The 13,166-nt window shown below is 39.6% G+C and carries 14 protein-coding genes; 5 read left to right on the forward strand and 9 right to left on the reverse strand.

Features of this window, described 5'->3' with window-relative positions; translation table 11 throughout:
- Nucleotides 1-27 precede the first annotated feature (27 nt).
- Nucleotides 28-1,347, forward strand: coding sequence for an SPFH domain-containing protein (locus AC3II9_RS03365; RefSeq protein WP_489153117.1), 1,320 nt, complete (start codon nucleotides 28-30; stop codon nucleotides 1,345-1,347).
- A gap of 12 nt (nucleotides 1,348-1,359) precedes the next feature.
- The gene (locus AC3II9_RS03370; RefSeq protein ID WP_489153119.1) at nucleotides 1,360-2,466 is read left to right on the forward strand and encodes a TFIIB-type zinc ribbon-containing protein; all 1,107 of its coding nucleotides are present in this window, start codon (nucleotides 1,360-1,362) and stop codon (nucleotides 2,464-2,466) included.
- 134 nt (nucleotides 2,467-2,600) lie between these two features.
- Here the strand turns inward: AC3II9_RS03370 and AC3II9_RS03375 are convergent, their stop codons facing one another.
- From AC3II9_RS03375 to AC3II9_RS03390, 4 genes are all read right to left on the reverse strand, one after another.
- On the reverse strand, nucleotides 2,601-4,598 hold the full coding sequence (locus AC3II9_RS03375) for an ABC1 kinase family protein (protein WP_489153121.1): 1,998 nt from the start codon (nucleotides 4,596-4,598) through the stop codon (nucleotides 2,601-2,603).
- Between the two features lie 13 nt (nucleotides 4,599-4,611).
- Nucleotides 4,612-5,046: an SACOL1771 family peroxiredoxin gene (locus tag AC3II9_RS03380; protein ID WP_489153122.1), complete on the reverse strand. Its 435-nt coding sequence runs from the start codon at nucleotides 5,044-5,046 to the stop codon at nucleotides 4,612-4,614.
- Between the two features lie 121 nt (nucleotides 5,047-5,167).
- Nucleotides 5,168-6,103 (reverse strand): TRM11 family SAM-dependent methyltransferase, encoded by a 936-nt coding sequence (locus AC3II9_RS03385; RefSeq protein ID WP_489153124.1) that lies wholly within the window; start codon nucleotides 6,101-6,103, stop codon nucleotides 5,168-5,170.
- The gene (locus AC3II9_RS03390) at nucleotides 6,103-6,549 is read right to left on the reverse strand and encodes a hypothetical protein (protein ID WP_489153126.1); all 447 of its coding nucleotides are present in this window, start codon (nucleotides 6,547-6,549) and stop codon (nucleotides 6,103-6,105) included. The genes AC3II9_RS03385 and AC3II9_RS03390 overlap by 1 nt, the downstream gene beginning before the upstream one ends.
- Nucleotides 6,550-6,680: 131 nt before the next feature.
- Between AC3II9_RS03390 and AC3II9_RS03395 the strand changes: the two genes are divergently transcribed.
- Nucleotides 6,681-6,962 carry an amphi-Trp domain-containing protein gene (locus AC3II9_RS03395; RefSeq protein WP_489153128.1) on the forward strand — a complete coding sequence of 94 codons (282 nt, stop codon included), beginning with the start codon at nucleotides 6,681-6,683 and terminating at the stop codon, nucleotides 6,960-6,962.
- A 76-nt stretch (nucleotides 6,963-7,038) separates the two neighbouring features.
- Nucleotides 7,039-7,794 (forward strand): SDR family NAD(P)-dependent oxidoreductase, encoded by a 756-nt coding sequence (locus tag AC3II9_RS03400; protein WP_489153130.1) that lies wholly within the window; start codon nucleotides 7,039-7,041, stop codon nucleotides 7,792-7,794.
- Nucleotides 7,795-8,451: 657 nt separating this feature from the next.
- On the opposite strand, the gene AC3II9_RS03405 is transcribed toward AC3II9_RS03400, so the two are convergent.
- The 5 genes from AC3II9_RS03405 to AC3II9_RS03425 all read right to left on the reverse strand — a co-directional run bounded on the left by AC3II9_RS03405 (nucleotide 8,452) and on the right by AC3II9_RS03425 (nucleotide 12,269).
- Nucleotides 8,452-9,024 (reverse strand): Fic/DOC family protein, encoded by a 573-nt coding sequence (locus tag AC3II9_RS03405; RefSeq protein WP_489153132.1) that lies wholly within the window; start codon nucleotides 9,022-9,024, stop codon nucleotides 8,452-8,454.
- A complete protein-coding gene (locus AC3II9_RS03410; protein ID WP_391373365.1) occupies nucleotides 9,011-9,184 on the reverse strand; it encodes a hypothetical protein in 174 nt (57 codons plus the stop codon). The genes AC3II9_RS03405 and AC3II9_RS03410 overlap by 14 nt, the downstream gene beginning before the upstream one ends.
- A gap of 530 nt (nucleotides 9,185-9,714) precedes the next feature.
- Nucleotides 9,715-10,557: a hypothetical protein gene (locus AC3II9_RS03415; protein WP_489153134.1), complete on the reverse strand. Its 843-nt coding sequence runs from the start codon at nucleotides 10,555-10,557 to the stop codon at nucleotides 9,715-9,717.
- 179 nt (nucleotides 10,558-10,736) lie between these two features.
- Complete coding sequence (locus AC3II9_RS03420) at nucleotides 10,737-11,216, reverse strand: NUDIX hydrolase (RefSeq protein WP_489153136.1); 480 nt, start codon at nucleotides 11,214-11,216, stop codon at nucleotides 10,737-10,739.
- Between the two features lie 300 nt (nucleotides 11,217-11,516).
- On the reverse strand, nucleotides 11,517-12,269 hold the full coding sequence (locus AC3II9_RS03425; protein ID WP_489153138.1) for a 3D domain-containing protein: 753 nt from the start codon (nucleotides 12,267-12,269) through the stop codon (nucleotides 11,517-11,519).
- A 339-nt stretch (nucleotides 12,270-12,608) separates the two neighbouring features.
- On the opposite strand from AC3II9_RS03425, the gene AC3II9_RS03430 reads away from it, so the two are divergent.
- On the forward strand, nucleotides 12,609-13,082 hold the full coding sequence (locus tag AC3II9_RS03430; RefSeq protein WP_489153140.1) for a hypothetical protein: 474 nt from the start codon (nucleotides 12,609-12,611) through the stop codon (nucleotides 13,080-13,082).
- Nucleotides 13,083-13,166: the final 84 nt, after the last annotated feature.

A 13,166-nucleotide genomic window follows, 5' to 3' on the forward strand; every position in this document is an offset into this window, starting at 1 on the left:
AAATAAATCTTTATAGGAGGGATATGTATGGGTTTATTACAAGCAGGTATTGGTGCGGCAACAGGCGTATTAGCAGATCAATGGCGAGAGTATTTCTACTGTGATGCTATTCCAGCTGATGTATTAATGATGAAAGCGGAGAAAAAGGGCGGTAAGCGTGGCTTTAACAGAAAAGGTAGCGATAATATCATTAGTAATGGATCCATTATTGCCGTAAACGAAGGGCAAGCCATGATGATTGTGGAACAAGGGAAAATTATCGAATTCTGTGCAGAAGCAGGCGAATTTTTATTTGACACGTCAACAGAGTCAAGTATTTTCTACGGCGATTTAAGTGACAACATTCAAGAAACATTTAAACAGTTAGGTAAGCGGATTGCCTTTGGTGGCGAAGCACCGAAAGATCAGCGCATTTACTTTTTCAACAAAAAAGAAATTCCAGGCAATAAATACGGCACACCGAGCCCGATTCCATTTCGTGTAATCGATCACAACATTGGCCTTGATATCGATATTTCTATTCGCTGTCACGGTGAATACTCATACAAAATTATAGACCCGATTTTATTTTATACAAATGTAGCTGGGAATGTGGAAACAGAATTCCGTCGCTCACAGATTGAAACACAATTACGTACAGAGCTATTAACCGCGCTACAACCAGGATTCGCAAAAATTTCAACAATGGGTATCCGCTACAGTGCACTACCTGGCCATACACTAGAACTCGCACAAGCATTAAACGACATTCTATCTGAAAAATGGGCAAAAACACGCGGTATTCAAATCGTTGAGTTTGGTGTCAACGCAGTCAATGCCTCCGAAGAAGATGAAGAGATGATTAAACAATTACAGCGCAATGCCGTACTGCGTAATCCAAATATGGCGGCTGCTACACTTGCAGGTGCACAAGCTGACGCCATGACAAAAGCAGCTCAAAACGAAGCAGGTGCATTTATTGGCTTTGCAGGAATGAATATGGCAGCAGGTGCTAGTGGATTAAATGCGAAAGATTTATTTGCGATGGGTGCCCAACAGCAACAAGCAGCTCCACCTCAAACACCGCAAAATCCAGCACCAAAAGAAAATGGCTGGACATGTTCATGTGGCACAATAAATACAGGAAAATTTTGTACAGAATGCGGTGCAAAACAACCCGAACCCACAGGCACATGGGTATGTTCTTGTAGTACACAAAATACAGGGAAGTTCTGTACGGAATGTGGCTTACCAAAACCAACAACAACAGCAGTGAAATGTGATAAATGTGGTTGGCAATCAGAAGGCACAATACCAAAATTCTGTCCAGAATGCGGCGATGCTATCAACGAAGCAGATCGTATATAAGGAGGTAGGCACATGAGTACATTTACTGCCGAAGATTTCAAAGAAGTTGATGAGTACGATGCTTCATGTCCTTCCTGTAGCGCTTCGATTCAGTTTAATCCAGCAAATGGTACGTTAACTTGTCCGTATTGCGGTTATGAAGAAAGCATTCCACAGCCCGAGCTCGATGAGGACCGGCTTGCCCAAGAAATCCAATTAGATGAAGCACTTGAAACTGGAAGCTTCGACTGGGGTGCCGAGAAAAAGGTAGTTATTTGTGATGCTTGTGCGGCAGAATCCGTTTATGATGCACTTGAAGTGGCCAATGTTTGTCCGTATTGCGGTTCGAATCACGTCATGGAAAGTACTGCTGACAATGCACTCGCTCCAAATGGGGTCTGTCCATTTGAAATTACACGTGAACAAGCAAATGAAAATTTCCAACGTTGGATTAAAGGAAAATGGTTTGCACCAAATGAAGCAAAACGAAAAGCACGAGCGGACGCTTTTACGGGTCTTTATTTACCCTATTGGACGTTTGATACGAAAACAGCTTCACGCTACACAGCTCGTTATGGTAAGCATCGGCAAGTAACCGATCGCGATGGAAAAACACGTACCGAAACGGATTGGTATTCTACTAGCGGTTTCTACCAAGAATTTATCGATGACCATTTAGTTCGTGCCACAACACGTTATAATGAATCGATTTTGCGTTCAGTTGAACCATTTAACACGAATGCTAGTCGCGCTTACAGTAAAGAATACTTAAGTGGCTATGCTGCAGAACGTTACAGTATCGGTCTGAAAGATGGATGGAAACAAGCACAACAAGACATTCACTCACACATTGAGGCACAAATTTCACATCAGGTGCGTATGCGTCATAACGCAGATATTGTAACAAACATTCATTTTTCTACCGTGCACTCTAATGTAACCTATAAATATGTCATGCTACCACTTTGGCTATCTTCTTTCCGCTACAGCGATAAAACATATCAATTCATGGTAAATGGGCAAACAGGAAAAGTTGGTGGACAATCACCCATCTCTGTAATTAAAGTAACAATTGCGGTACTTGTCACGCTAATGATTATTGCCATTATTTATGTATTCGGAGAAGGGAACTTCTTCTAAGGAATTAGAAAGGGATCGTCTAGACGGATCCTTTGCGACGAGGATGGTAGCATGTTGATGCGATCACTGTAGGAGCAATATTTCTTCAAGAAGTGAAGGGGATGTTCCGAAAAGTTTCTGGAACACCCCCTTTTTTAAAATCGCTTCATATTGCGAATCGCTTGAATTGATAATCGCACGAGTAAAATCGCACATAAAAAGAGTCCTAAATAGGCGGCCGTATTTAAATAAATAGCATAGGCGGTATGGATAAATTGCGAAATCGCTAACAGGGCAACCGAAATAATTCCGAACGTAATGCCGACCATTAATAACACAAATTGAGCAAAGAGCTGTGTAACAAAATTGGCATTAGCTTTATCTGAAAAAATATCATGATGCAAAATAATTTTACCACGCTCGACCTTTTTTACTAATTGGTCAATACGACGCGGAATTTTGCGCAAATTTGGGAGTAATAAGGACATTTCCTCCTCTAGTTTCCCCCATGTAACGGCTGGCTCTTTAAACGGTTGTTTTATGCTATTTTTAATATACTCATTTGAAAATAGCTTTGCTTCCTGGAAGATATCAAATGTCGGATCAATAACACGTAATGTACCGTCTAATGTCACAATGGCGCGCAATGCTACACTGACTGATGGATAAAAATGCAAACCGAATTCACGGACAATCGAGAAAATCGAATAAATGAGTTCATCCGTTGGTACATGCTTCACATATGAAATTTTCAACAACACATGGCTAATCGCCTGCTCAATCTTTTCCCGCTCTGCTAAATCAGCATTTTCAACAAGTAATGTAATCCCATCAAATAAAACGCTCGCATCATTTTGGTAAATCCCGACTAAAAATAGCTTTAACCCCTCTTGTTGTGGTGCAGCTAAACGACCAACCGCCCCAAAATCAAGAATCGTCGTCACGCCACTTCGGTTGTCAATATACACATTCCCCGGATGTGGGTCGGCATGGAAAATACCAGAAATAAGCGCCTGTTCTAAAAAGTTATAAAGGAGCGTTTCCGCAAATTTGTGGCGGTCGATATTAAATTTTTCAAATACTTCATCCGCGCAAGCAACCGATACACCGTCAATATACTCCATGACCAGTATATTTTCATTGCTATACTGTGTATAAACACGCGGTACATTGACCTTCAATACCGACTTGCCCATCATATTCATCACTTGCATCATATTCCGTGCTTCAATTTCAAAATTAATTTCTTCTTTTAATGCTAAAGCAAAACCGACTGCAAGCTCTTTAAAACCTAAGTTTTCTGCCCACGTAGACTTTTCCGTAATCCATTTTGAAAACTCGACTAAAATCCCTAAATCATCTTGCATAATTTCCTTTACTTCTGGGCGTAGTAATTTCACAACCACTTGTTCATTTGTGTCACGTAACACAGCTGTATGTACTTGGCCAATAGAAGCGGCAGCTAAAGGTTTTTCACTAAAGTAGCTAAACACTTCATCAAATGGCACAGGTACATTTTGACGCAAAATGGCATCTACTTGCTCTTTTGACAACTGCGGTGCATTGCTCTGTAGTTTTTCCAGTTCTTCAATGAACACGGGTGAGAATAATTCTTTTCGCGTCGATAACACTTGCCCAAATTTCACAAAGATGCCACCACACTGCTCTAACGTCAGTCGCAACGCAAGCGCTAATTCTCTTTCATCCTCACGATTCCGAACATATTTCATCGTCCGTGTAATCCCATTCGTCATCGCAATACGGACTACGTGGCGCAGTCGCTTTTGACGACGCCAATAGATGAAAAGTCTCTTAAAAAAATTATTTTTCCCTTTCAAACGGGCGCCATTTTCGTCCAATGAAATGGGATCAAATAATTCAAAAAGTAAATAAAGTAACATAGAAATAAGCAGCATGCTGCCAAACCATAAAAGCGTTGCTACATTTAAGACATTTTCTATAAGCCCTTCTGTGTTTACAGGGTTATCACGCAAATACGTATACCAAAACACAAATGTTGTGAATGAAACACTTAGCACAACGGATAATATTCGTTTTACTAGATTAACATTAAAACCAATTAATCGACCACTCACGAAAAAAATCAAGATCGATGCAATGATGACTTGCATCGTCAACTGCCAAACATCCATTCACTCACACCCTTTACTCCATCGTTACATGCACCTTTATCTCCACATTGCCTTTTAGTGCTTTACTAATCATGCACGTTTGCTCTGCTTTATGAGCAAGACGAGTTACAATCCGTTCATTTCTTTCATTCTTTTCAGCAAGTTTTAATTGGAGGTTGTGTATGATTTGTTCATACGTAAAGACGCCATTTGTTACATCAACGATCCCTTCTGATGTCATATTTAATATCGCCTTAATATCGGAACGTTCGAGCATGGCCGCAAGTGAAATGAGATAACATGTCGCTGCCGCCCCTAGTAGCATCTCATCCGGGTTCGTGCCGGTGCCTGGGCCGTCCATTTCAGGGGGAATCGAAATCGCTGTTGATAATCGTTCAGCCTGTAATGTCCCTACATCATTGCGTCCGCCTGCCCACGTTGTTTGTAATGTAAATGTATGCTGTGTCACGTGAAAACCGCCTCATTTCCCAAAGTAATCTGTATATTTACTATGATAGGGACTTCAAGAAAGAATCACAAGTAATAGAAAGGGAGGTTGAAAAAGCTCAAGCTTTTCAAACCTCCCACCTTTATTGACACAATAATACTTCTCTACTAAAGTTTCCTTTTTTCACGACGGCACGGTCCACTACTTTAAATCCAGCAACCATTACCATCTCATCCATCGGTTCCACTGTGACAAATAAAACGCGTTCGGCAATACGACGAGCGGACGTAACAATCGACTGCAAGCTAGCCACATCACTATGTGTAAACACGTTATACGGCATATCAATAATCGCCACATCATAATGCTCTACTATATCTTCAATCGGACCAAGCTGCACTTCGCCTTGCAAGCCAAAATGCGCGATATTTTTTCGCGAACCTGATGTGACAAACCAATTCATATCCCGCCCGATAATAGGAATACCCATTGAGAGCGCCTCAACTAATACCGTTCCAACACCACAGCACGGATCAATTACACGCTTTCCTTCGATGACGGGCACTGCAATATTAACGAGTGCTCTTGCCATCTTTGTACTGAGTGCTGTCGAGTATTGCTGTGGGCGCTCTTGATGTGCTAGCCATACAGCCTTCCCTTCCACAAGCTCTCCAAAATAAAAAGTGTCATGAACCTGTACTACACCAAATATCACATTCGGTGACGTTAAATCCGGTTCTCCTTCAATTGCTAGTGCGAGCTGTCTCTCTGTGGCACGTCTTTTCGTATGTGCCCATTTAGTAGTTCCACCAAGGTCTACATCATTTAATGACACGACACGGTATGTTTTGTCCCCAAGTTGAATATCCGTCAACTGTTTACACAGCAACTCTACACTAGCTGCCTTAAATTGAATCGCTAGCCTTGCACGTATAAACGGGCTTCGAATCGGCTCTACTTTTACAGGTGAAATGAGTACATTTTCCTCCGTGTCTGTTCCAAAAAACGCACGCATTTCCATACGGCATAGCGCCATTTCATCTGGACGCCAGCCGTATGTGTATAAGTATGAAACCATTATGCTTCTAACACTCCAAGCATTTTTGTCACAAAGTCCATTAATAACTCGTATGCCTGTTCAAATGTTTCTTCTCCCGTAAAGCCTTCTATTGCATCTAATGCAATATTCACTTCCCACAGACCTTCATCCCCTGAGAATATGGCACTAGATGAGCCTAACATCCCTTTTAAGTTATCACGTAAATACGCTTTTAATTGTTGATTCACTTTTTTTTGTAATCGTAAACCGAATAATGCCGTGTATACTTTAAACATTTCATCAAACTCTAACACAACTGCATCGATTTTAGCCTCGGCAAAATCACTTGATTGTGCATATAAAAACTCTTCTTGATGTGCTTTTAAGTAGCTAATATTTTGCTGCAAAAATGCTGCTGTTTCAACTGCCAACGTTTCCTCTGTTTCTTTGTGGCAACGCTCTAGGGCGCTTACTGTAAATGCCATAATAATCCCTCCAAATAATATTTCCATATGTAGTATAGCGCAAATTGTAACAACGATGAGAACAATTACTGTTTCATTCGAGCTAAAATGTACAACATGGTATAATTAGGAAAAAAGAAGAGGTGATCTGTATGCAAGCAAATAAATCAGTAACAGAAGTTTTGTTGAAACATAAGGAACACCAAAGCATTCAAGAATTGGCAGAAACACTTGAAAAAATAGCGCAAAAATTACGAACAGATGGGCAATTTATATTTGTACAAGGCACTGAGCAAGTGGTGGTAGCACCAACTGGACAAGTAAAAGTTGAATACGAATATACGAAAAAAGGGGACAAACACTCATTCGAGATCGAATTTGACTGGTATGAAGGGACAAACCCAAAACAAAAATTATCTATGGGTATCGAGTAAAGAAGAGGTAGACTTCTAATGTGTTCCTCTGCAGCTAAAAATGTAAAACAGAAACTACAAAAGGAGCGTGTTTTATATGGCAAAACTACAAGATAAAGTTATTATGATTACAGGTGGTGCTGGTGGAATCGGTCGCGGGATGGCACTAGCTATGGTAAAAGAAGGCGCGAAAGTAGTAATCGTTGATTTAAACGAAGAAGCTGGTCGTAAAACAGAGGCTGAATTACAAGTCATTTCACCTGATTCTTCATTTATTCCATTTAATTTAACCGAGCACGATCAATTAAAAGGATTAGTAGAGCAAGTGGTGAAGAAGTACAGTAAACTAAACGTTTTAGTCAACAATGCACACGTATCAAAACAAATTCCATTCCTAGAAACGACAAAAGAACATATGGACCTATCGTTTAACACAGGCTTCTACCCTACGTTCTATTTAATGCAAGCGGCCATTCCGCACTTAAAAGAAACGAATGGGAATATTATTAACTTCGCTTCGGGCGCTGGCTTAAAAGGACATGCTACGCAAGGTTCCTATGCAGCAGCAAAAGAAGCAATCCGCGCCATTACGCGTGTAGCCGCAAATGAATTCGGTAAAGACGGCATTAATATTAACTTAATCTCACCTATCGCCAATTCAGAAGGTGTTCGTCAATGGGCAGAGGCGCAACCACAATACTACAAAGAAGTGTTAAAAAGTATTCCACTTGGTCGCTTCGGTGATCCAGAAGAGGATATCGGTAAAGTAGCGGTATTCTTAGCTTCTGACGACTGCAAATACATGACAGGCCAAACGTTTATGGTAGACGGTGGCTCCATTATGCTTCACTAAGCGTACTAAGAAAAGTGCAAGCGCCCTATCTAGCGCCGACATGCTTTGGAGCTAGACACTCTTTCAATTTGAAAAAGTTTATACTTTCTCTTCTCGTAATGAGCAAAAATGTACTGTAAAAATACCATTTAAATAGCGAAAGGTTTACATCACAGCCTACACAGCGCTTAGCTCCTGTGGCGATGGCGCGCTACGGCAAAAGTGAATACTTCTCGATATACTAGAAAAACATTTTTCTTCTCTAAAAGAAATCATTTTCTTTCTATTACAAGTATAATTGCCCAACCTCTACCATAATGAATGACAATCTTTCTTTATTTTTAGCAACTGATTATTGTATTTACCCAAGTGTGTTGATTAACAAAATATTTCCTGTATAGAAGCCTGTGTTTTAGCAAGACATGATTAAAAATGACTTGCCAGTTGATTGAAGCGGAATCGGCGAGACTCCTACGGGAATAGCATGAGCCGAAGACCCCGCAGGAGCGAGGTACGAGCGACGAGGAGGCTGAGGCCATGCCCGTGGAAAGCGAGCCGAATGGAGCGGAAATCAACGGTTAACACAATGGTAATATATGTTTCAGGATTTGCTCATTCTAAGTTATCTTTTTAAGAAAAATCGGCAAGTTCTTCTAATGTAAGAAGACTTGCCGATTTTTAGATGGATAATGTTCTATAAAAAATGTGTTCAAGCAATGTCGTATCCACAACTGATTCAATCATCGCTTGCATGTATTCATCTTTTTCGAGACTTGCATAGTCCCATTCATAGCCTTTTGTACGTGCATAAGCATGAATGAAGATACGTGTTGCACGTCCGTTCCCTTCACGGAAAGGATGCAACATATTTAGCTCCGTTTTAAAATAAGCTAAACGTTTTGCAGCCATTTCAATATCCTGCCAATCTTCTTCTGCCTGTATCGCCTTAAATATTTCATCGGCCATTTGGTCAATATATTGAAACTGGCAAAACCGTGTGGTCCCTTTCGATAGTTGTACTCTACGAAACTGACCAGCAAAAGTATAAATATCTTGAAATAAATAGCGATGTAAGTCCATGAAACTACGCTTTGTAAAGTGCGAAACCTTATAAAGACCATTTTCAATTTCTAACGCACGAATCATAAATGCATAAGCTTCTGCTCTTTCTAGCTGTTCCATCGTTCGGATGCCTAATTTATTATGAGTTAATAAGTACGATACATCTGCACCAAAATTATACTTTTCCAAGCTCTAACACTTCTTTTATCATGTTTGGCGTTAGTTTTTTCCCTGCATTGACCGTTTCAATGGCCTTTAAAGCAAGCTCTTCGTTTACATGTAAATCTTCTAGGGCTAGGTTTTTTTCTACACGTTTAAATTCAAGTGAGTCTATTACAATCTTTTTCATTGTTTCGCCCCCTATACGTTCTATTATACATGAAATGAGGGCAGTTATACAGCCCGAGCTTGCAAATAAAGAGATCAATTAGACTCATTTTATGTGTCTCTCTATCCCGAAAATCCCCCTTCCCTTTCAAACCCACCATATAAGGTTATTGTAGGACTACTCACTTTATGCCACACTTTTTTGTTGTTTTGTTGCCCCCTTCCGAAACTGATTCGAAAGGGGGTGAGTTATAAATATTTACTACTCCATTTACCCTAGTACTGAATCACCTAGGCAATCGTTCTATTTCATGCATAAGCCAGGATTGCAATTACGACACCAATAACTGTTGCAAAAACGACATAAATAAATTTAGCAAGTATGTCTCTTGTTCCTCCAGACATATTAGTTCCTCCTATTCACAGTATGTACTCTCGATGCAATAATAGAGGTTCCACTAGCTATTACCTAAATTCATTGGGGATATACTCCTACAAAACCGTTCAAAATAAAAATCCCGATTCTATGAAAAGAATCGAGAAGGAATTGGATTAATCGATATATTGCTTAGCAAATAATGATAAATCCATCTGATTGATTTTAAAATCAGCGCCACTATAAATAACAAGCTCCATCTCCCGCTCTTCATTTAGACCTATATCGCCTATCCCTATGAAAGTGAGTGTTTGTCCACTTTCAAGTGCTTGATCGATGGCACTAAACTTATTTAAGTAGCTACTATTCAATCTTTCTTTCACAAAAGCGTCTGGGTATGTGACCTTTAACAACTGTTCGTTGTACTGAATCAGCACATCAGCGACACTCCCGACTAACACAACCGAATGCACATAGCCTAACACGAGACGAACTTGCCCAACATCTTTGAATGTCAGCTCATTGACAAAGCGCTTACGAATCGCCTTCCCTTTTACGTGTGAATCGTCTTCTAATAAATCACCGTCATATAAAGTCATTTGCATATACTTTTTTCCAGCTTGCTTCAATGGCTGATTACTGCCTTTTCGGGATAGCTTTGCTTCTTTTATCGCTTTGTGCTCTTCCACAGTTCCTTCAAACATTTTCACAGCATCCCGCAAAGCATTTTGTCTGCGGTTTCCACTAATTGTAATCGTTGCATCTTCAGCTAGAGCAGCACCCAGTTCTAACATGTTGCGATTCACATTGTACATGCAGTCTGTACTATGATGGCGCAATCGCCACGTTTTAAAATGCGCCTTCTTGCCACCGCTATACGAAAGCAGTGCCGGACACCCCTCCGTAGGGCAATACAACTTCCCTTTAAACCGCTTTTTATATGTCTGTTTGTTCATATCACTTAGATGTACGATTTTCTCTAAACCATCAACTAAATACCGCCCGTTTGAAATACGCATACTGTCTCTCCCCCAAAACAAAAATCACCTACAATCTCGACGCTAAGATGTTAGGTGATTTTATGTGTGTATTCAAAAATGATAGAAACAAAACTTTCGCAACTAACCCCTACTATTAGTGAAGCTTTCTATTATTAGTTTATGCTTTATGAAGCTAGCCATGACTATTTTTTACACATTTACGAGTTTTTCTGTTCCACCCTAATTTCATTCTGAAAAAGATGAATAAAATCCCGATGGCTTCCTACCATTTTTTCAGGGAGCTGTGTACATTTGAAATAACGCACGTCCAACGTTTCCGCACAATCTAACTGAACAGTCCCCTCTACCTCTTTCGTTATGAAAACAGCTGTCACACAATACAATTCATCGCCATTTGGTGTTTTCATATAATAGTCTTTTCCCGAAAATACATGTAGCAATGTGATATTACGTATACGTAATCCGATTTCCTCAAATACTTCTCGTTCGGCTACTTCTTCAAAGCTTTCACCAAGATTCATCAATCCCCCAGGTAATCCCCATTTTCCCTCAGGGCGCTTTTGCAATAATACTTCTCCATCGTCATTGCCAATGATGACAACTGAACCAGGTAAAATTAAAGGTTTTGTCCCAACATACTGCCTTAAATATTTATAATACTCGATTTGTTCCGACATGTTTGATCATCCTCTTCTATCGTTAAGCGAAATGAAATAGTACGATTCTTATACATCATTCAAAACGATACTACTATTGTATACCTATCTTCTCAAAAGGTGACAACTAACTCTACTTATACATTCAAAGGGGGTATCCCGAAAGTAAAAACTTTCGGGATACCCCCTTCTTCATCAATATCAACTAAAAATATTGCTCCTGTGGTAGTCGAAAAGGTTGCTTCTTAAAATATCTTTTCAAACGCCTCTTTAAACACAATCACTTCTACTTTATAAAACGAAAGATTCACTATAATGTTCTTAATTTAAGATTCTAATTTTGACGGTTTTAACGCCCCACGCTACAGCATTTTCATAAGTTGGAATAAAGACATCGATTTTCTTTCCTTTAATCGCACCGCCTGTATCACCAGCAATCGCTTCTCCGTACCCTTCTACCCAAACCTTTGTCCCAAGTGGAATCACTCGTGGGTCTACAGCAATGACTTTTTGATTTGGATTAGCACGCAAATCAATACCGTAAGCGGTTGTACCAGAACATCCTTTACAATAAGCCGTATACGCTGTTGCTGTCACCGTCATTTCTTTGCCCGCCTGTTCTGCTGGTGGTTCTGCTACTACTTCCTCTTTAGGCTGCTGAACGACCGGCTGAGAAACAGCTGGAGGCGTAGGAACAGCGGTAGGGGTCGTAGTCGGAACAGTTGCTACTACTTTTTTCTGCTCGTTTATATCCTTTACTTCTTCCCCATACATTTTTAATTCATCGCCAGGATAAATTACATAATTCGTGAGATCATTCCAACTCATGAGTGTTTCAAGTGGAATATCGTGATTTACAGCAATGCGATATAAATTATCTCCTGCTGTCACTGTATAAATTTCTGCCTCTAGTTGATTATCTAAACTGACCACTTCCTCTAAAGCATCCCACGCACGAATATCTATACGCTCATAAGAATGAAGGTTTACAGGGAAATGTGACGTTGCGTATACTGCAGAAGCTGACGCAAATACAATAAAAGCACTAAATAAACAGGCTCTAATTTTAAGCATAGTGCCCCTCCTTTGTAGAAATTTGTTGATCAATAACCAACTTTACCCATATAGTAAAAAAATAAACATTTTTTTGAAAATAAAAAAATATCCTTCTAAATTCACGATGGTGTGGGTTGGAAAGGTGGCGTTCACAAAAGCTTCTTTCTACAAAAAGAGCGCAGTCTCATTCGTTATGCTCTAGCGATTAGTCAAGCGCAAATAGTATTCATTATTGCCTCCAAAGCATTTACACTAAACCTTTTTCATCTTCTATGTATTTAACCTAAATTTAAACTTCTGCCCCTATAATTTGGATAGGATATGTCCCGAACAATATGATAAAAAGGAGATTTTATTATGAAAAAGTTATTGCTAGGTGACCCACTAGCAATGGGGCTATTATTTACTTCAGTAAATCAGCCATCTACACAGTCTATTGAAGGTATTAGCCCAATCGATCTTGCATCTATGGACTTTGAAACAGCTCTAATGATGGTGCAACACCAACGAGCTAACTTATTAGAGCAACAGTTAGCAAATCAAATTCAAGAAGTGAATCAAAGAAATGAGCAAATTACTGAACTAAACAGGCAACTTTCAGAATTAAATCAAAATTTAAAGGAGGCAACTGACGAAAGCGAAAAGGCAACAATACATTCACAAATTACCGACCTAAAATCAAGCATTGATCAACTTAATAATTATTATCAAGTAGACATGCTACATCTTCAAAATCTGATCAACAAAAGAAATGAAGCATTTGATGTGATGACTAACTTCATCAAAAAAATGCAAGATAGCTGTTCCTCTATTATTGGTAATATGCGTTAAACAAAAAATCCGCCCTCATCAACGGTCTTTTGGGGTCGCTTCTTTTTATGTATAAAATGTATCATCAGTGCAGAGGCTAAAACA

The sequence above is a fragment of the Lysinibacillus sp. RU7 genome (assembly GCF_057837305.1).

Coding starts and splice junctions, on each gene's coding strand:
- AC3II9_RS03365 (WP_489153117.1), top strand. CDS start 28: ATGGGTTTATTACAAGCAGGTATTGGTGCGGCAACAGGCGTATTAGCA.
- AC3II9_RS03410 (WP_391373365.1), bottom strand. CDS start 9,184: ATGAAAAAGATTGTAATAGACTCACTTGAATTTAAACGTGTAGAAAAA.
- AC3II9_RS03415 (WP_489153134.1), bottom strand. CDS start 10,557: ATGCGTATTTCAAACGGGCGGTATTTAGTTGATGGTTTAGAGAAAATC.
- AC3II9_RS03395 (WP_489153128.1), top strand. CDS start 6,681: ATGCAAGCAAATAAATCAGTAACAGAAGTTTTGTTGAAACATAAGGAA.
- AC3II9_RS03385 (WP_489153124.1), bottom strand. CDS start 6,103: ATGGTTTCATACTTATACACATACGGCTGGCGTCCAGATGAAATGGCG.
- AC3II9_RS03430 (WP_489153140.1), top strand. CDS start 12,609: ATGAAAAAGTTATTGCTAGGTGACCCACTAGCAATGGGGCTATTATTT.
- AC3II9_RS03370 (WP_489153119.1), top strand. CDS start 1,360: ATGAGTACATTTACTGCCGAAGATTTCAAAGAAGTTGATGAGTACGAT.
- AC3II9_RS03375 (WP_489153121.1), bottom strand. CDS start 4,598: ATGGATGTTTGGCAGTTGACGATGCAAGTCATCATTGCATCGATCTTG.
- AC3II9_RS03390 (WP_489153126.1), bottom strand. CDS start 6,549: ATGGCATTTACAGTAAGCGCCCTAGAGCGTTGCCACAAAGAAACAGAG.
- AC3II9_RS03420 (WP_489153136.1), bottom strand. CDS start 11,216: ATGTCGGAACAAATCGAGTATTATAAATATTTAAGGCAGTATGTTGGG.
- AC3II9_RS03425 (WP_489153138.1), bottom strand. CDS start 12,269: ATGCTTAAAATTAGAGCCTGTTTATTTAGTGCTTTTATTGTATTTGCG.
- AC3II9_RS03400 (WP_489153130.1), top strand. CDS start 7,039: ATGGCAAAACTACAAGATAAAGTTATTATGATTACAGGTGGTGCTGGT.